The following is an 18,869-nucleotide window of genomic DNA, read 5'->3' on the forward strand; positions in this document are numbered from 1 at the left end:
GGCCGGGGACGTCGGCGAGGGCCACTTGGGGGGCGAGGGTGGCGGGGATCGCGGCGAGGGCTCCGGCCAGCACGGTGGCGGCGGCGATTCTCTTCACGAGTCCGAAGGTGCGGGCGATGGTCATGGCGTGCTCCGTTCTGTTCCGGCGGATAGAACTTCTACGGTGAGTCAATGTATGTGGGTCCGTAGTTCTATGTGCCGCTGTCTAACGGTACGGTACACGAGTGTTTGAATAAGCGTCTATGCATTTCCCACGATTGGGAACGGCTGGATCGCTCCGGGGTGCGGACTACCCCGCCGGGGGCTCGCCCTGGTTCGGAGGTCGGGGTCGGTACCGCGAACACCGCCTGGGGGACGCACGGCAGCGGCTCGCCGGTCACGACCCGGGCCACGGCCTCGGGATCCAGGTCATTTCCCGAAGTGGGAGCGAGCGTTTCCGGGCCCGGCGGACGGTCGCGCAGTCGGCGCAGGTTCGTCTCGCGGGAGTGTGCGTACCAGTGAGGGTCCGAAAGTGCTCCGGTCTACGGCTCTTGACGACGAGTTCGATCGGCAACCGACCGGATCGGCCGATACTTGCTGGTCAACGCATTTTCCGAGGGATATTTCGGGTTGTACACGTCGCTGCCGCTGCCTCGGCGGCGTTCGGATCGACGCGGTACAGGGGCTCGGGCGCGGTCGCTTCGGTGCGCCCCCCGAACGAGGGCGTCGACCGGGGGCGAGGGCGGCGCTGACCGCCCGAGACCGCGGTGGCCCCCGGCGGGTCGGTGCACAGCCCGCATCATCTTCGGCCGGCGTCATCGGTCGGCGGCGGCCCTGCAGTGACCCCGCTCTGCGCCGGGTCAGGCGACCGACGGGCCGGGCCAGCGCCAGTTCGCCACTTCGGGGATGTCCTCACCGTGCTCGCGGGTCCAGGTGCGGGCCCGCAGACGTGCGTCGACCATCTGCTGGCGCAACCCCGCCGCCTGCTGCCGCAGCGCGGGCACCCGGTCGATCACATCCATCACCAGGTGGAATCGGTCGAGGTCGTTGAGCATGACCATATCGAACGGGGTCGTGGTGGTGCCCCGTTCCTTGTACCCCCGCACATGCAGACCCGAGTGATTGGTGCGGCGGTAGGTGAGCCGGTGGATCAGCCACGGATAACCATGGAAGGCGAAGATCACCGGGGAGTCCCGGGTGAACAGTGTGTCGAATTCGCTGTCCGATAGCCCGTGCGGATGTTCGTCGGCCGGTAGCAGCCGCATCAGATCGACCACGTTCACCACCCGTACCCGCAGCCAGGGCAGTTCCTCGCGCAGGATCGCCGCGGCGGCCAGGGTTTCCAGGGTCGGTACGTCGCCGGCGCAGGCGAGGACCACATCGGGGGTGGTGGCCGGTTCGTCGCGATGGCCCGCCCACTCCCAGATACCGATACCGCGGGCACAGTGCAGTGCGGCATCGGTGGGCCCGAGCCAGTCCGGTTGGGGTTGTTTACCGGCCACCACCACGTTCACGTAGTGCCGCGAGCGCAGGCAGTGGTCGTACACCGAGAGCAGGGTATTCGCGTCCGGCGGCAGATACACCCGCACGATCTCGGGCTTCTTGTTCAGCACAACGTCGAGGAAACCGGGGTCCTGATGGGTGAAGCCGTTGTGGTCCTGCCGCCACACATGCGAGGACAGCAGATAGTTCAGACTCGCCAGCGGCTGCCGCCACGGCACCGCCGCGCTCGCGTCCAGCCATTTGGCGTGCTGGTTGAACATGGCGTCCACAATGTGGACGAATGCTTCGTAGCAGGTGAAGACCCCGTGCCGGCCCGTGAGCAGATATCCCTCCAGCAGGCCCTGGCACATATGCTCGGACAACACTTCGATCACCCGGCCGGAACGATCCAACTTCTCGTCGTGAACGCCGATCTCGGCCTGCCAGTTGCGGCCGGTGACCGTGAGGATGTCCTGCAGCCGGTTGCTGGCCAGCTCGTCCGGGGCGAAGGTCAGGAAATTGTCGGGATTGCGTGCGGTGACCTCCCGCAACCAGCTGCCGAGCACCCGGGTCGCCTCGTGCGTGGTCCGGCCCGGTTCGGCGACGTCGACCGCATGACCGCGCCAGTCGGGCAGCCGCAGATCCCGCACCAGCGCGCCCCCGTTGGCCACCGGATTCGCGCTCATCCGCCGGCCACCCGCCGGGACGAGCCGGCACAGTTCCGAGACCGGGGCGCCGGTCTCGTCGAACAGCTCCTCGGGCCGGTAGGAACGTAACCATTCCTCGAGCACCGCCCGATGCGACGCGTCCTGCCGGGCGCCGGGCAACGGAACCTGATGGGCGCGGAACGTACCCTCCACCGGATCTCCGTCCACGATCGGCGGCCCGGTCCAGCCCTTCGGGGTGCGCAGCACGATCATCGGCCAGTGCGGGCGGGAGGTATCGCTGCCGTCCCGGGCGGCGCGCTGGATCTGCGCGACCCGCTCCAGGCAGGTGTCCACGGCGGCGGCCATGTCCTGATGGACCCGGGCCGGCTCGGCACCGGCGACGATCAGCGGCTCGTAACCGTAACCCCGCAGCAGCGAGACCAGCTCGTCCTCGGGAATGCGCGCCAGCAGAGTGGGATTCGCGATCTTGTACTCGTTGAGGGCGAGGATCGGCACGACCGCGCCGTCGCGCGCCGGGTTCAGAAACTTGTTGCAATGCCAACTGCCCGCGAGCGGACCGGTTTCGGCTTCGCCGTCTCCCACCACGCAGAACACGGTGAGATCCGGGTTGTCCAGCGCGGCACCGAACGCGTGCAACAGCGAATAGCCCAGTTCGCCGCCTTCGTGGAAGGAACCCGGCGTCTCCGGCGCGCAATGGCTGGGAACCCCACCGGGAAAGGAGAACTGGGCGAACAGCGCGCGCATACCCTCGCCGTCGCGGGGCACATGGCTGTACAACTCGGAATAGGTGCCCTCGAGCCAGGCGCAGGCGTTGGGACCCGGTCCGCCGTGCCCCGGCCCGGCGACGAACACGGCGTTCAGATCGCGTGCCAGGATGGCGCGATTCGCGTGCACCCAAACCAGGTTCAGTCCCGGCACGGTGCCGAAATGGCCGAGCAGCCGGGGTTTGATGTGCTCCGGGGCCAACGGTTCGCGCACCAGGGGATTCGCCATCAGATAGATCTGCCCCACCGACAGGTAGTTGGCGGCCCGCCACCAGGCGTCGAGACATTCCAGCTCCTCGGCGGCCAAGGGGCCCGGGGCCGCCGACAGCGCATAGGGCCGGGGCGCGATGGATTCCCCACCGTGACTGCCCACATTGTCGGCACTGGTGTCCCCGCCTGCACTCGCCAACTGCGTCATACGCCTAACCTCCTGGAGGTCGTGGTCGCGCCGGGCTACCGCACCCCGAGTGCGGACTGCCACCACGATAGCTGGAGGTGTGCCACACTGCCCTCGGTTCGCCGATGGCGACCGGCGGAAATTCTTCGCTCCAGCCCACGCCTTACCCATATGGCGGGATGGAAACCGGTGTCCGCGCCGGGGACCCGGTGCTCGGGCGGTCCGCGGCGATTCCGGACGTCGGTCGCGGACCGATGCGACCGGCACCGGCGTGAGCGCTATTCGGGGCGGTGGGTACCGAACCGGAGATCCGCATACCGATCGCCGCCACCCGCGGCCGGGACGGCTCCGTGCCGACGACGCGGGGAGGTGCCGCGATATCGCCGGGCCGCTCGTTCGAGGCCGGCGGTAGGGTGCGGCACATGCAGACAATCGGCAGGATCCTCGCTGTCACCGCCGTCGCCGCGGCCGCTCTCGGCCTCGGCGGATGCGGCTCCGACGACTCCGGCGGCACCGCGACCACCTCCACGGCGGCCGATTCGTCCGCCGCTCCGGGGCAGGCCGCGCCCGCCGAATCGAAGGGCCGCGAATGCACGGCCGGCGATATCGATGTCCAGGGTGGGTTCGGCGAGGTCCCGCAGATCACCCTCCCCGACGACTGTGACCCGCCGAAACAACTCGTGACCAAGGACCTGGTGCCCGGCGCGGGCCCCGGCGCCGCACCCGGACAGCAACTGACCATGAACTACGCCCTGGTCACCTGGTCGGACAAGCAGAAACTGGACTCCTCGTTCGACCGCGGCGAACCCTTCGAACTCACCCTCGGCGACGGTATGGTCATCCCCGGGTGGGAACAGGGCCTCGAAGGCGTCCAGCAGGGTGCCCGCCGGTTGCTGATCATTCCGCCCGATCTGGGCTACGGTGCGGGCGGCAACGGAGTGAAGCCGAACGAGACGCTGGTCTTCGTCACCGACGCCGTATCCGTCCCCCAGGGATGAGGTGCTGAGGTTCGGCATTCGACGGCTCCCTGGATGATCGGGTCATCGCTTGGAGCCTCGCCCCGGTCTGGAGCATGAGTGGTCGGCCGTTCACGGATCGGCGACCATCGAGCACTTTCCGTGGCCGAGCCCATCCGGGCCGGTCGAGGTGCACGTTGGCGGACACTTTCCGTCTATTCCGAATGGTGGTCGGGGCCCGCCTCCGGTTCTGGAGCGACAGAGCGAAGGAGCGCAGCGACTGAGCGCCGGAGTGAAGAACCGGGGTCACAGGGCCCCGACCCGCGGCCCCGGAGGCGCCGCCATCAAACACAGCACCGGGCTGCAGCGCACGTGACCCGGTCAACTACCCTGGTCGGGATGCGTATCCCGGGCGCGTGAAACCGCAGGTGCTCGCCGCTTCGGACGGTACGCCGAGGGTGCGTACCCGCGCGCCGTCGCCAGACCACGCGCCATCACCCGGCCACCAGCACGGATATCGTGCGGGGTCGGCGAACACGAACCGACGAGAACAAGGAGCATGTCCGTGAAGAGCACCGTCGAGCAGCTGAGCCCGACCCGGGTCCGGATCAATGTCGAGGTGCCCTTCGAGGAGCTGAAGCCGGACTTCGATCGCGCCTACAAGGCCCTGGCCAAGCAGGTGCGCATTCCCGGCTTCCGTCCGGGTAAGGCGCCGGCCAAGCTGCTCGAGGCGCGCCTGGGCCGCGGTGCGGTTCTGGAGCAGGTCGTCAACGACGCCCTGCCCGGCCGCTACAGCGAGGCCGTCACCACCACCGAGGTCAAGGTCATCGGGCAGCCGGAGATCGAGATCACCAAGATCGAGGACGGTCAGGAGCTGGCCTTCACCGCCGAGGTGGATGTCCGGCCGGAGATCGCCCTGCCCGAGGACTACAGCACCATCGCCGTCACCGTGGACGCCATCGAGATCACCGATGCCGATATCGATGAGCAGCTGCAGTCGCTGCGCCAGCGTTTCGGCACACTCACCGGCGTCGAACGCCCGGTCCAGGACGGCGATTTCGTCTCCATCGACCTGTCCGCCACCGTCGACGGCGAGGAGGTGCCGGAGGCCGCGACCACCGGTCTGTCGCACGAGGTCGGTTCCGGTCAGCTCATCGAGGGACTGGACGAGACCCTGATCGGGATGTCGGCCGAGGAGTCCAAGGAGTTCACCTCGACCCTGGTCGCCGGTGAGCACGCCGGCCGGGAAGCCGCCATCACGGTGACCCTCGGCTCGGTCAAGGAGCGTGAGCTGCCCGAGGCGGACGACGAATTCGCCCAGCTCGCCAGCGAATTCGACACCATCGACGAGCTGAAGGCCGATCTGCGGTCCCGCGTCGAGCGGGTCAAGAAGGTGCAGCAGGCCGGCGATATCCGCGACAAGGTGCTCGAGCAGCTGCTCGAGAGCGTCGAGGTGCCGCTGCCCGAGGCCGTGGTGAAGGCCGAGATCGACGCCGTCGAGCACGACGCGATCCACGGCTTCGACCACGACGAGGCCAAGTTCGCCGAGGCGCTGGAGGCCCAGGGCTCGAGCCGCGAGGAGTTCGACGCCGATACCAAGGAGGCCGCCGAGAAATCGGTGAAGACCCAGCTGCTGCTGGACGCGGTCGCCGAGGCCGAAGGCACCCAGGTAGGCCAGGAAGAGCTCACCGAGCGGATCCTGTTCCAGGCCCAGCGCTACGGGATGGCGCCCGAGCAGTTCATCCAGCAGGTGCAGCAGGCCGGCCAGCTCGGCGCCGTTTTCGCCGATGTCCGCCGCGGCAAGGCTCTGGCCGAGGTCGTCGGCAAGGTGACGGTCACCGATTCCGAGGGCAACAAGGTCGACACCGACGAAATGTTCGGTACCGCCAAGGAATCCGACGCCGCCGATGAGGCGACCGCCGAAGAGCCGGCCGCCACCGACGCGGAGTAATCCACGCGAGTGCGGGTAGAAAGCCCTGAGGTCTAGGTGGTGTTGGCAATCCGGAGACAGAAGATCGACGATCGCTGTCCCCGGTGCGTCCACATCCGAGCACTCAGGGCTTCTGCGTTCGGCGAGGGCGCTCCAGGGTCCGCCACGCGAAGCATCGCCCCGGTGCCGAGTTCGGCGAGGCCGCCCAAGGGTTGCGGCCCGTCCCGCCCCTTTGCCGAAGGTGCTCGACGGCCGCACCCGCGGACGGCCGACCGCACATCGCATGCGCCGAAGGCGCGAGTCTCGGGCACGCGACAGCGGGACCAAGGGCGACGCAACCCCCGCGCCGCCGGAGGCGGCGCCATGTTATTGCGCTCTGAGCGAATCAAGGTGGTACCGGGAGTTCGGTGCCGCCCTGCTTCGTTAATGTTTGTGACAGCAACGAGCCGGCGAGAGAAGGCAGGTATCCGTGACAATCAATCAAGCCGAGGTCATGACAGCTCCGACCGCTGGGCTCAATCTCAGCGATTCGGTGTACGAGCGCCTGCTGCGTGAGCGCATCATTTTTCTCGGCACCCAGGTCGACGACGACATCGCGAACAAGATCTGTGCGCAGATCCTGCTGTTGTCCGCGGAGGACCCGACCAAAGATATTTCGCTCTACATCAACTCGCCGGGCGGGTCGGTGAACGCCGGTATGGCGATCTACGACACCATGCAGTACGCCGAATGCGATATCGCGACCACCGCGATGGGCCTGGCCGCGTCCATGGGGCAGTTCCTGCTGACCGCGGGTGCGCCGGGAAAGCGTTTCGCGCTGCCGCACACCCGGATCATGATGCACCAGCCGTCGGCCGGTATCGGTGGTTCGGCCGCGGATATCGCGATCATGGCCGAGCAGTTCGCATACACCAAGCGTGAGCTCAACGAGTTGCAGGCGATGCACACCGGTAAGCCGGTGGAGCAGATCAACGCCGACGCCGACCGCGATCGCTGGTTCACGCCCGATCAGGCGCTGGAGTACGGCTTCATCGACCGCGTGATCACGAATGCGCGCCAGGCGGGCGGCACGGGCAGCAACTAGGGCGTTGTCGGCGACGCCGGGCCGGATGACCGGCCGGTGTTCGCGAATCCGTCCAGCGGACAGCTCACTCACAGACTTGGAGACGAATATGGCCAATCCGATCGATTCTCGTGGCCTCGGCGGTATCGCCCCGGCGGGCCCACAGTCGCGCTACATCCTGCCGTCGTTCATCGAGCATTCGAGTTTCGGCGTCAAGGAATCCAACCCGTACAACAAGCTGTTCGAGGAGCGCATCATCTTCCTCGGCGTGCAGGTCGACGATGCGTCGGCGAACGACATCATGGCGCAGCTGCTGGTGCTCGAATCGCTGGATCCCGACCGCGATATCACCATGTACATCAATTCGCCGGGTGGTTCGTTCACCTCGCTGATGGCCATCTACGACACCATGCAGTACGTGCGCGCCGATGTCGCGACCGTCTGCCTCGGCCAGGCGGCTTCGGCGGCGGCGGTGCTGCTGGCGGCGGGGACCCCGGGTAAGCGGGCCTGCCTGCCGAACGCCCGCGTGCTGATCCATCAGCCGTCGGTGGAGGGCGGTATCCAGGGCCAGGTGTCGGATCTGGAGATCCAGGCCGCCGAGATCGAGCGGATGCGCCGGTTGATGGAGACCACCCTGGCCCGGCACACGGGTAAGGACGCCGAGGTCATCCGTAGGGACACCGACCGCGACAAGATCCTGACGGCCGAGGATGCCAAGGAATACGGGATCATCGATACGGTGTTCGATTACCGCAAGCTCAGCGCCCAGAAGTGAGGCGCCTCCGGATCCGGCGCGCCGTGTGAACGGAACGCCGGACCGGCCGGGCGGCGGGGCCCGGGCCAGGTGGATTCCCGCTGCGGCGTCGCGACACACCCCGGATGGTTCGGTATCCGGAAAATGTGCCGTGACGCGGTATCCGCGTGAATCCCCGCACAACCGCGACGAGAAACCTGCCCGAGTTGTCGACCTCCATCGCACACACCGGGTACGGTCAAACCCAGGGACCTTTGTTCCCGGTTGACAGCACCGCCCTTCGATCCGGGTGATCGAGCCGGATTCGTTCCACCGCAGGCGGCGGTCGGCTGGAAGCTGGACGGATGGTTGCACGCGAACAAGGAAGTAGGGACCCACGAGATGGCGCGCATCGGCGACGGCGGCGATCTGCTCAAATGCTCGTTCTGCGGAAAGAGCCAGAAGCAGGTCAAGAAGCTCATTGCGGGACCAGGGGTGTACATCTGCGACGAGTGCATCGATCTGTGCAACGAGATCATCGAGGAGGAGCTGGCCGAGTCCAGCGAGGTCAAACTCGATGAGTTGCCCAAACCCGCGGAGATCCGGGATTTCCTGGAGAACTACGTGATCGGGCAGGACACGGCCAAGCGCACGCTGGCGGTCGCTGTGTACAACCATTACAAGCGTATTCAGGCCGGCGACAAGGGCCGTGACGCGCGCGGGGAAAGCGTCGAGCTGGCGAAGTCCAATATTCTGATGCTCGGCCCCACCGGTTGCGGGAAGACCTATCTGGCACAGACGCTGGCGAAAATGCTGAATGTGCCGTTCGCGATCGCCGATGCCACCGCGCTCACCGAAGCCGGTTATGTCGGTGAGGACGTCGAGAACATTCTCCTCAAACTCATCCAGGCCGCCGATTACGACGTGAAGCGCGCCGAGACCGGGATCATCTATATCGACGAGGTCGACAAGATCGCGCGCAAGAGCGAGAACCCGTCGATCACGCGTGATGTCTCGGGCGAGGGTGTGCAGCAGGCGTTGCTGAAAATCCTGGAGGGAACTCAGGCGAGTGTGCCGCCGCAGGGTGGGCGCAAGCATCCGCACCAGGAGTTCATCCAGATCGATACCACCAATGTGCTGTTCATCGTGGCGGGCGCGTTCGCCGGTCTGGAGAAGATCATCTCCGACCGCACCGGGCACCGCGGGATCGGATTCGGCGCCGAGGTGCGGTCCAAGGCCGAGATCGACACCACCGATCATTTCGCCGAGGTGATGCCGGAGGATCTGATCAAGTTCGGTCTCATCCCCGAGTTCATCGGCCGGTTGCCGGTGGTGGCGTCGGTGACGAACCTGGACAAGGATTCCCTGGTCAAGATCCTGTCCGAACCCAAGAACGCGCTGGTCAAGCAGTACATCCGGCTGTTCGAGATGGACGGCGTGGATCTGGAATTCACCCGGGACGCGCTCGAGGCCGTGGCCGATCAGGCCATTCTGCGCGGTACCGGCGCCCGCGGGCTGCGCGCGATCATGGAGGAAGTACTCCAGCAGGTCATGTTCGATATCCCGAGCCGGGACGATGTGGCCAAGGTCGTCGTCGACGCGGATACGGTGAACGACAATGTGCTGCCCACCATCGTGCCGCGTAAGCGGGAGCGTCCGGAGCGCCGCGACAAGTCGGCCTGAGGCCCGCGCAGCCGCTCCGATACGCGACCGGGGTCGGCCCGGCGCCGGCCCGCAGTACTCTCGGTGACCCCTCGGCATTCGTGCGATGGAGGAGCAGGTCATGGCGACACAGCTGCTTGCGCGGGAAATCCGGTCCGGGCGGCGTGATGCCGCCGATATGCCCACGCGGTGGAACCGCGTGGGCATATCGCTGTCGGCGGCAGCGGGGGTACTGGTCTCGTTGTTGCTCACGGCGCCGCCGACCGGTGCGACTGTGCGCGAGGTCAGTGTGACCCCGGACCTGAATGCCGGCATCCGGACGAACTACGGCACCGGGTGCAGCTATACCGTGCGGGCGTGGCTCACCGAGGCGGTGACCTCGGTGACCTTCCTCGACAACGGGGTCCCGTTCGTCACGGTCGATCCGGACGGCGGTGGGCTGGCGCTCGTGCACTGGGTGCCCGCCTACGAGGGCGATCACACCCTGCAGGCGGTCCAGCCGACCGGTGGGAACGACCGGGCTCCGTATGTGCGGGTCTTCGTGGGCCGGGGCGAGCACATCGGCTACGCCTGCTGGGTCATCTGAGCCGCGACGCCGGTCTCACGCCCAGGGCACGCGGCAGGAATCGGTGCCGAACCCCTGCGCGGTGATGCCGAGGGCGTGGTTGTTGCGGGCCCGCGAGTTCTCCAGCGCGATCTGATAGGTCAGTTCGACGACTTCCGCCCGGCCGAAACGTTTCTCCAGGTCGGCGACCTGCTCGTCGGTGACTGTCATCGGGGTGGCGGTCATGGCGTCGGCATAGGCGATGGCCGCGCGTTCGTCGTCGGTGTAGTGCGGTGACGTCTCGTAGTCCGCGATGTGCTGGAGCCGCTCGATATCCAGGCCGTCCAGCCGCTGCAGCATGGTCCCGAAGTCGACGCACCAGGAGCAGCCGACGGTCCAGGCCGTGCGGTAGACCGCGATCTCGCGGATATTGGCCGGCAGTTTCTTCGACGCTTTCTCGGCGAGCAGTTCGTGGACGCCACCGGCCACCAGGAGGCCGGTGTGGTGCGCGCCGACGGCGAAGGGTTCGGGGACTTCGCCGAACTGGCGTTTGGCGAACCAGTACAGCGCCCTGGTCAGTAACCCGGCGTTTTCGGGGGCCACGGCCGGAATGCGTGTTGTGCTCATCGGGTCTCCTCTGAGGTGGGGGTTCGTTTCCCTGCAACTCGGACGAGACAGCGGCCCGCGACGTAACGCCCCGGAGCGCCTACTGTGACCGAGCGCACCCGTGCCCTGTGCTCAGGGTAGGCCGGGTGCGCGCCGGGGGCCAGGCCGGTGGTGGGCGCGGCTCCGGGGTGGAGCGAGGTGGCGGCTCAGCGCGGCCGAGTCGCCACCTCGCCGCTCATTCGGGTTCGACGGACATATCGTCGGCGCCCCAGTAGGCGCGCATGCGGATGATCCGGCCTTCCGCGTCGAACTCCATGGTGTCGATCGGGCTGAGCGTCATACGCTGCCCACCCGCTCTGGTCACCAGAGTGAACACGAAGGCCGCGTGGTTTCCGGCGATCCGTACGGTCTCCGGGGCGAGGCTGGTCTCCCGCTCCAGGCTCGCGATCACGTCGTAGAACTCGCGGATGGCCTGGTGGCCCTGTTTGGGCTCGGTGCCGATCGGGTCCTCGATCACGGCGTCGGGAGCATAGAGATCGACTATATCTGCGGTCGGCCCCGAGCCGACCAGTTTCACGTACTGCTCGACCACGTCGCGGATCTCCCGTGCCATCACCACTCCTACCAAAATTGAAACGTGTTCTAGATTCGGGAGCGTAGCAGTCGTGCGGGCGTACGATCGCCGGATCGCGCCGTAAAAGGAGATTCGCATATATGTCCGCTACCGCGGTGTGGCGGAGAAATGCCTGGTAGACGTGCTGGCCGTGCAGGGCGGTCGGGAATCTCCGCTGACCCCTCGGTTCGCCGTTGAACCGCCGCCGTGCAGGTGTCCGTCTGCTGTGAATTTCGCCGCAGCGCATTCGAGTGTTACGTGTTCCAGGTGTTTCTTCGTGCCGGATCCCATTGACCGGTCCGCCGGTTTCCGGGCTCCTACCGGGGGATCGAATCAGAAAACATTGCTATGACTGCAGGTCCGGACGGTGTGTCGATCGGTCGGTGTCGGTATTGTGATGTTGAATCGACCCGGTCAAACCAGATGTTCGAGCGATGAGTGAAAGCGGAGGAGATATGGCACTGCCAACGATGACCGCGGAACAACGCACGGAGGCTCTGGCCAAAGCGGCGGCGGTGCGCAAGGCGCGCTCCGAACTGATCGGTCAGGTGAAAGACGGCAAAGTCTCTGTCGCCGACCTGCTGCGCAAGGCCGATAGTGATGAACTGGTCAAGAAGACGAAGGTTGTCGCCGTGATCAAGGCGCTGCCCGGTGTCGGCCCGGTGAAGGCCGCCAAGCTGATGGACCAGGCGGATATCCCGGAGGACCGCCGGATCGGCGGGCTGGGCGCCCGTCAGCGGGCGGCGCTGCTGGAGGCGCTGGCCAACTGAGGAGGTGGAGCGTTCGAGGGTGGACGCTCCGAACTCCGGCCGTGGCCGAGCCGGTCGGTGACACGACCGGCGTGGCCCGGCGGGTGGCTGTCGCGAACCGCCGTACCCGATCGGGCACGTCGATTCCGGGCGGTTCGCGGCCCTGGTGGGGGGAATGTGGATACCGTGGCGATATGGCCATCCGCGAAGAACTCGAATCGTTCCTCGACGAATACCAATCGACACTGAGCGCTTACGACGCCGAGCGCACGGCGGCGCTGTGGGGGACTCCGGGCACCATTGTCAGTGACGCTTTCGTCGGTGCGCTGCATTCGCGGGAAGAGATGGCCCAGGGGCTGGCGCAGGCTCATCCCATTTATCAGATGCTTGGTCTGGCGCGCGTCGACCACACCGTGGTCGATTACGCGGAACTGACCGGTTCACTGCTGCGGGTGCGGGTGCGCTGGCATTTCTACGACGGCGACGACGCTTTGCTCACCGACAGTGATTACGAGTACCTGCTGCGGCGGGACGACGACGGGTTGCGCACCTATGTGGCGGTCGCCATCGACGAAGCCGAGAAACTGGCCAGGGTGGCGGCGGACCGGGGCGTCCGGCTGCCGGGTATGTGAGTGCCGCGCTCTCGCCGGATCCGGGTACGCCCCCTGGGGCCTGTTTCGAAGTGAGACGGCTGCACGGTAGTGGCCCGACAACGATCGGTGATCCGGAACCGGTGAGGGGTCGTGGGATGGAGACGCTCCCGGGCGGATCTGTTCACGGACTCGGGACCGTCGCAGCCGAGAACCTACTTCGTCAGATGTCCTGGATATCTTCGGGTGACCAGTAGGCCTTCATGGAGGTAATGAGTCCCTCATCGTTCACGGTGAAAACGTCCACTACTCGTACCCGTTTCGGGCGGTCCATTCCGTCGAGTTGTAGCTCGAATTCGAACGGGGCTGCGGCAGCATTGGAATGCGAACCCCGGATCGGGCCGCGCTGGACGACGCGGATTTTCCCGGCGGCGGTCGCATACCGCTGGAGAAGCATGTTCTTATCCGAGAGCGGTTCGGCGCCGACAGGGTCTTCCCAGGTGAACTCGTCGGCGAACAGGTCCACCACCTGCTGCGGCTCGTCGCCTTCTATCGCCTTCAGATAGGCCTCCGCCGCTGTGACGGCCTTACCGTAGTTCATCGCAGCATCCTCCCGTTCGCCGACATCGAGACCGTACCGGCGCGGGTCCGCCACGCCGGCGCGAAGGCCACGCTCGACACCCGGGTTCCGTCTCGACGTGGGCTCGGCGCAGGTTGTGGCCCGCATCGGCATCTGGGCGAGAAGCGGGGCCGCCGGGTGTTGTCGGTGCTTGTCACGGCCTGGACGGAACTGGTCGCCGGGCGTGTTTCGTTCGGCGAGCAGGGCCGCTATTCCGTCGAGAATGCGCTCCGTGCCGAATTCGAGGGCGGCGTCGCGTTGCGTGGCCGCTGCTCCGGCGGCGGGCGGAGGGTCCGATACGGCCGCGATCAGCCGCGGGAATCGGTCGCCCGCCAATTCCAGTGCCGCGGCCATCGCGCCGGTGAATTCTTCCTCGGTGGCGCCGGGGCCGACGACCTGCTGGGCCAGGCTGCGCACATGTCCGTTCAGTACGACGAGTGTGTCCAGTCGCTCGGGGCCGGTCAGGGCGATATCCGCCATCGCCTCCAGCGCGGCCTCGGTCCAGCTCAGCTCGTGGGGGCCCATCGGCCGCGCTCCGGCGAGTAGTTCCATCACCCACGGGTGGCGGCGGTACCGCTCGAAGGTCAGCAGCGCCCAGGACCGCAGGCCGGTACGCCACCGCGGGGATCCCGAGGTGTCCAGGGACGGCAGGCCGGCCAGGGCCTCCTCCACCATCAATGCGGTGAGTTCCGCCTTGCCCGGTATATGGCGGTACAGCGACATCTTCGTATAGCCGAGGCGATCGGCCAGGCGCTGCATGGAGAGAGCTGCCAGGCCTTCCGTATCGGCCAGCTCGACCGCCGCGGTGACGATCGCGGCCCGGGTGAGCGTCGGCTTGGGGCCTCTGGTCGGGCGCCGGTCGGTCCCCCAGAGCAGCTCGAGCACGGTCGGCGTCGCCATGGGATCCCTTTCCGGAGTGGATTGACGTGGAACTGTGTCTACCATACGCTAATCAGCGTCCGACGGAAACAGTTTCTGATGGACGCAGATTATGGATGGAGTTCGTCATGCAGAACCGCACCGTTCTCATCTCCGGGGCGAGCATCGCCGGTCCCGCGCTCGCCTACTGGCTCGACCGCTACGGGTTCGACGTCACCGTGGTCGAACGGGCCCCGGCGCTGCGCCCGGGTGGGCAGGCCGTCGATTTCAAGGGATCCGTGCAGCGCGCAGTGCTCGAGCGGATGGGTGTCCACGATGAGATCCGGCGGCGCAGTACCGGCGCCACCGATATGGTCTTCGTCGACGCCGACGGCCGGGAACAGGCCCGGATATCCGGTGACTTCACCGGCGGCGACGTCGAGATCCTGCGGGGGGATCTCGCTCGGATCCTCTACGCCCCGACCGCCCAGCGCTGCACTTATGTATTCGGTGACTCGATCACCGCGCTGCGGGACACCGGCAGCGGTGTCGAGGTCGAGTTCGAACACGGTCCGGCACGCCGCTTCGACCTGGTGTTCGGCGCGGACGGAATCCATTCCCGGGTGCGCCGGCTGGCGTTCGGGCCGGAGGAGAAGTTCGTCGGGCACCGCGGTTACTACTACGCCATCGCGGGGGAACCACTCGCCGCCGAACACGGCGACGGACCGCGGCGGCGGGTCTCCCACGCGTACAGCGCTCCGGGCCGGCTCGCGGTCCGCGGTGGGCCGAAGGCGCAGCAGATGTACATGTTCGCCGCTGCCGCACGGACATTCGCCGATGACGCCGATAAACGGCGTGTACTGGCCGAACACTTCGCCGGAATGAACGGACCGGTCGCCGAAATGCTCGCCGAACTGCCCGGGCACGACGACTTCTACCTGGACGCGCTGGCCCGGGTGCGGATGCCCAGCTATGTGTCGGGCCGGGTGGCCCTGGTCGGCGACAGTGCCTACGGCAACACCATGGCCGGCTTCGGAACCGGTCTGGCGGTGGTGGGAGCCTATGTGCTGGCCGGTGAACTCGCCGCCGCGGGTGAGCACACCGCGGCCTTCGCCCGGTACGACCGGATCATGCGCCGGTACGCGAAACTCGGGGGCAGCAGCAGCCCCGGCCCGTTCCTGGCGCCGAAAACGGCTCCCGGCCTGCGGTTGCGGAACTGGTTCCTGGGGTCACGCTGGTTCGACCTGATGGATAAGTTCGCCGGCGACGCCAAAGACGATATCGAGTTGGCCGACTACGCCGGTGTGGTCGCGCGATAACGAGTACGGCTGCCGGCCCGGCTCACCCACGCCGAGGGCCGTGCGCGTCTCACTGGTGCCGGGAAACCTGCCGCCGGCCCTCTGGCCGGACCCTACGGCCGCAATCGAGGGAGGTCTCGAGGTCGCCCGGACCGAGTCATCCGGTGGCGCCGATACCGCGGATCCGCTCCGGATGGGTATAGATGTTCATGGTCTCGCCGCGTACGAAACCTGCCAGGGTGAGACCGGATTCGTCGGCCAGGTCGACTGCCAGCGAACTGGGCGCCGAGACGGCGGCGAGGACCGGGATACCGGCCAGGACAGCTTTCTGTGCCAGTTCGAACGACGCCCGCCCGCTCACCACCAGCACGAGATCGGATGCCGGAATGCGGTTTTCGCGCAGCGCCCAGCCGATCACCTTGTCCACGGCATTGTGGCGGCCGATGTCCTCACGGACCACCAGGCCCGTACCGTCGGCGGTGAACAGGCCCGCCCCGTGCAGACCGCCCGTGGCATCGAAAACCGACTGGTGGGCGCGCAGGCGATCCGGTAGCGCTGCCAGTACCTCGGCATCGAGCAACGGTTGCGGCGCCGGCAGCGGATACCGGCTGCGCATCCGGACCTCGTCGAGCGCGGTGCGCCCGCAGAGCCCGCAGGCACCGGTGGTGAGGAACGGCCGGTCCGGGAGCACGATCGGGGCGTGCAAGCCCACATCCAGCACGTTGTAGGTGTTGCGCCCCTCGTCGTCGGTTCCGGCGCAATAGCGGGCGCTGTGGATATCGGCGGCCGCGCCGATCAAGGTCTCACCGAACAGGAAGCCGTGCACCAGGTCGATATCGTGGCCGGGCGTACGCATGGTGACCGTGAGCGACTCGCCGCGGACGCGGATCTCCAGGGGCTCTTCCACGGCCAAGGTGTCGGGGCGGACGATCTCCCCGGACGGGGTGATCCGCCGCATGCGGCGGCGGGCGGTGACTCTGCTCATGGCCGGTGGGTATGGGGTTCGAGCCGGACGGTGACGGCTTTCGACACCGGGGTGTTGGAGCGGGCGGCCACATGATCCAGCGGCACCAGCGGGTTCGTCTCGGGATAGTAGGCGGCGGCATTGCCGCGCGGAGTGGAGTAGGCGACCAACCGGAAACCTTCGACCCGCCGATCGACGCCGTCGGTCCACTCCGAGACCAGATCGACGAGATCTCCGTCGCGGAAACCCAGGTCGGTGATATCCGCGGCGTTCACCAGCACCACCCGGCGCCCGTGATGAACTCCGCGATAGCGGTCGTCGAGACCGTAGATCGTGGTGTTGTACTGGTCGTGGCTGCGCAGGGTCTGCAGGATCAGCCGCCCCGGCGGAACCGGCACCCAGCGCAGCTCGTTCACCGCGAAATTGGCCTTCCCCGTGGCGGTCCGGAATTCGCGGGAATCGCGCGGTGGATGCGGCAGTACGAAACCGTCGCGTTGCCGGACCCGGGCGTTGTAATCGGCGCAGCCGGGCACGACCCGGGCAATGGCGTCGCGGATGAGGTCGTAGTCACCGCGGAACCGGTCCCACGGCACCGCATGGTCCGGGCCCAGCAGTTCCCGGGCGAGTTCGCAGACGATGGCGACCTCGCTGCGCAGTTCCGGCCCGACCGGTTTCAGCCGGCCGGTGGACAGATGCACCATCGACATCGAATCCTCCACCGAGACCTGTTGCCGCACCCCGTTCTGGATGTCCAGGTCGGTGCGGCCCAGAGTCGGCAGGATCAGCGCGGTTTCCCCGTGTACGACATGGCTGCGGTTCAGTTTGGTGGAGACCTGCACGGTCAGCGCGCACCGGCGCAACGCCGCTTCGGTGACCGCGGTATCGGGGGTGGCGGAGACGAAATTGCCGCCCATACCGAAGAAGACCCGGGCACGACCGTCGCGTAGTGCCCGGATGGCGGCGACGGTGTCGTAACCGTGCGCCCGCGGGCTGGTGATCCCGAATTCCCGATCCAGGGCGGCCAGGAAGGATTCGGGCGCCTGCTCCCAGATACCCATGGTGCGATCGCCCTGCACATTGGAATGCCCGCGCACCGGGCACAGACCCGCCCCCGGCCTGCCGATCATGCCGCGGGCCAGCAACAGGTTGGCCGCCTCCTCGATCGTGGCCACCGCGTGCGTGTGCTGGGTGAGTCCCATCGCCCAGCACACGATGGTGCTCGTCGAACCGGCCAGCAGCGCGGCCGTGCGTTCGAGAGCGTCGCGGGAGAGTCCGGTCGCGGTGAGCACGGTGTCCAGGTCGACAGCTCGGATATGCCGCTCGTAGTCGGCGAAACCGGCGGTGTACGCGTCGACGAAGGCGCGGTCCAGCACGGTACCGGGAGCCCGGTCCTCGGCCTCGAACAGCAGTTTCGCCAGGCCCTGGAACAGGGCCATATCGCCGCCCAGGCGGATCTGCAGGAAATCGTCGGCGATATCCACGCCGGTCGTCAGACCCCGCACGGTCTGTGGATCGCGGAAACCGATCAGGCCGGTCTCGGGCAGCGGGTTGATCGCGATGATGCGCGCGCCCGTCTTCTTCGCGTCGGCGAGGGCGCTGAGCATCCGCGGATGGTTGGTGCCCGGATTCTGGCCGGCGACCAGGATCAGGTCGGCGGCCGCGAAATCGTCGATGGTCACCGAACCCTTGCCGATACCGATCGAACCGGTCAGGGCGGTGCCCGACGACTCATGGCACATATTGCTGCAGTCGGGCAGGTTGTTGGTTCCGAAGCTGCGCACCAGCAGCTGATAGAGGAACGCCGTCTCGTTGGCGGTACGGCCGGAGGTGTAGAACACGGCCTCGTCCGGCGAGTTCAGGCCGCGGAGTTGCTCGGCGACGAGCCGGTAGGCCTCCGCCCAGGAGATGGGGGAGTAGTGGGTATCGCCGGGCCGCAGCACCATCGGATGGGTGAGCCGGCCCTGCCGCCCCAGCCAGTACCCGGACCGTTGTGCGAGTTCGTCGATCGAATAGCGGGCGAAGAACTCCGGCCCGACAGTCTCGAGCGTCGCCTCCTCGGCGACGGCCTTCGCGCCGTTCTCACAGAACTCGGCGGGCCGGCGGTGACCGCTCGGCTCCGGCCAGGCGCAGCCCGGGCAGTCGAATCCGTGCACCTGATTGACCCGGGCCAGGGTCCGCGCGGTGCGCACGACGCCCATATCGGATACCGCCCGCTGCAGAGCGACGGCCACCGCCCGGACCCCGGCCGCCTGCTCCTTCGGCGGAGTCACGGTCAGTTCGGACTCGTCGATATCGTCGGCCGGGGCGTTGCGGTGCATACCGACCATTGTGATCCACCTTCGTGGGCGGGGCCCGCCCTGGTTCCGGAGTCGCCGCGCGGGGGGTCACAAGGGC

The 18,869-nt window shown here is 67.2% G+C and carries 15 protein-coding genes; 9 read left to right on the forward strand and 6 right to left on the reverse strand.

The window, feature by feature from the left end:
* Positions 1-839 precede the first annotated feature (839 nt).
* A complete protein-coding gene (locus IG75_RS0120850; protein ID WP_081877036.1) occupies positions 840-3,311 on the reverse strand; it encodes a phosphoketolase family protein in 2,472 nt (823 codons plus the stop codon).
* A 401-nt stretch (positions 3,312-3,712) separates the two neighbouring features.
* On the opposite strand from IG75_RS0120850, the gene IG75_RS0120860 reads away from it, so the two are divergent.
* The 6 genes from IG75_RS0120860 to IG75_RS0120885 all read left to right on the forward strand — a co-directional run bounded on the left by IG75_RS0120860 (position 3,713) and on the right by IG75_RS0120885 (position 10,220).
* Positions 3,713-4,288, forward strand: coding sequence for an FKBP-type peptidyl-prolyl cis-trans isomerase (locus tag IG75_RS0120860; RefSeq protein WP_030523259.1), 576 nt, complete (start codon positions 3,713-3,715; stop codon positions 4,286-4,288).
* A gap of 523 nt (positions 4,289-4,811) precedes the next feature.
* Complete coding sequence (tig, locus tag IG75_RS0120865; RefSeq protein WP_036514931.1) at positions 4,812-6,197, forward strand: trigger factor; 1,386 nt, start codon at positions 4,812-4,814, stop codon at positions 6,195-6,197.
* Positions 6,198-6,669: 472 nt separating this feature from the next.
* Positions 6,670-7,260, forward strand: coding sequence for an ATP-dependent Clp protease proteolytic subunit (locus IG75_RS0120870; protein ID WP_030523257.1), 591 nt, complete (start codon positions 6,670-6,672; stop codon positions 7,258-7,260).
* Positions 7,261-7,348: 88 nt separating this feature from the next.
* Positions 7,349-8,014: an ATP-dependent Clp protease proteolytic subunit gene (locus IG75_RS0120875; protein WP_030523256.1), complete on the forward strand. Its 666-nt coding sequence runs from the start codon at positions 7,349-7,351 to the stop codon at positions 8,012-8,014.
* Between the two features lie 360 nt (positions 8,015-8,374).
* The gene (gene clpX / locus IG75_RS0120880) at positions 8,375-9,655 is read left to right on the forward strand and encodes an ATP-dependent Clp protease ATP-binding subunit ClpX (RefSeq protein ID WP_030523255.1); all 1,281 of its coding nucleotides are present in this window, start codon (positions 8,375-8,377) and stop codon (positions 9,653-9,655) included.
* A 100-nt stretch (positions 9,656-9,755) separates the two neighbouring features.
* Positions 9,756-10,220, forward strand: a complete 465-nt coding sequence (locus IG75_RS0120885) for a hypothetical protein (protein ID WP_156059069.1) — start codon at positions 9,756-9,758, stop codon at positions 10,218-10,220.
* Positions 10,221-10,235: 15 nt separating this feature from the next.
* Here the strand turns inward: IG75_RS0120885 and IG75_RS0120890 are convergent, their stop codons facing one another.
* Both IG75_RS0120890 and IG75_RS0120895 read right to left on the reverse strand, forming a co-directional pair.
* On the reverse strand, positions 10,236-10,805 hold the full coding sequence (locus IG75_RS0120890; RefSeq protein ID WP_030523253.1) for a carboxymuconolactone decarboxylase family protein: 570 nt from the start codon (positions 10,803-10,805) through the stop codon (positions 10,236-10,238).
* A gap of 214 nt (positions 10,806-11,019) precedes the next feature.
* Positions 11,020-11,397, reverse strand: a complete 378-nt coding sequence (locus IG75_RS0120895) for a nuclear transport factor 2 family protein (protein WP_030523252.1) — start codon at positions 11,395-11,397, stop codon at positions 11,020-11,022.
* Between the two features lie 455 nt (positions 11,398-11,852).
* Here IG75_RS0120895 and mihF point away from each other — a divergent pair, with 455 nt between their 5' ends.
* Together mihF and IG75_RS0120905 are read left to right on the forward strand one after the other, a co-directional pair.
* Complete coding sequence (mihF, locus tag IG75_RS0120900) at positions 11,853-12,167, forward strand: integration host factor, actinobacterial type (protein WP_030523251.1); 315 nt, start codon at positions 11,853-11,855, stop codon at positions 12,165-12,167.
* Positions 12,168-12,340: 173 nt separating this feature from the next.
* Complete coding sequence (locus IG75_RS0120905) at positions 12,341-12,778, forward strand: hypothetical protein (protein ID WP_030523250.1); 438 nt, start codon at positions 12,341-12,343, stop codon at positions 12,776-12,778.
* A 181-nt stretch (positions 12,779-12,959) separates the two neighbouring features.
* On the opposite strand, the gene IG75_RS37865 is transcribed toward IG75_RS0120905, so the two are convergent.
* Positions 12,960-14,255, reverse strand: coding sequence for a TetR/AcrR family transcriptional regulator C-terminal domain-containing protein (locus IG75_RS37865; RefSeq protein ID WP_063834180.1), 1,296 nt, complete (start codon positions 14,253-14,255; stop codon positions 12,960-12,962).
* Between the two features lie 107 nt (positions 14,256-14,362).
* Between IG75_RS37865 and IG75_RS0120915 the strand changes: the two genes are divergently transcribed.
* Positions 14,363-15,532, forward strand: coding sequence for an FAD-dependent monooxygenase (locus IG75_RS0120915; RefSeq protein WP_030523248.1), 1,170 nt, complete (start codon positions 14,363-14,365; stop codon positions 15,530-15,532).
* Positions 15,533-15,668: 136 nt separating this feature from the next.
* On the opposite strand, the gene fdhD is transcribed toward IG75_RS0120915, so the two are convergent.
* Both fdhD and IG75_RS0120925 read right to left on the reverse strand, forming a co-directional pair.
* The gene (gene fdhD, locus IG75_RS0120920; protein ID WP_030523247.1) at positions 15,669-16,496 is read right to left on the reverse strand and encodes a formate dehydrogenase accessory sulfurtransferase FdhD; all 828 of its coding nucleotides are present in this window, start codon (positions 16,494-16,496) and stop codon (positions 15,669-15,671) included.
* Positions 16,493-18,793, reverse strand: a complete 2,301-nt coding sequence (locus IG75_RS0120925) for an FdhF/YdeP family oxidoreductase (RefSeq protein ID WP_030523246.1) — start codon at positions 18,791-18,793, stop codon at positions 16,493-16,495. The genes fdhD and IG75_RS0120925 overlap by 4 nt, the downstream gene beginning before the upstream one ends.
* Between the last annotated feature and the right edge of the window lie 76 nt (positions 18,794-18,869).

It is taken from the genome of Nocardia rhamnosiphila NBRC 108938, assembly GCF_000720425.1.
GTDB classification, from domain to species: domain Bacteria; phylum Actinomycetota; class Actinomycetes; order Mycobacteriales; family Mycobacteriaceae; genus Nocardia; species Nocardia rhamnosiphila.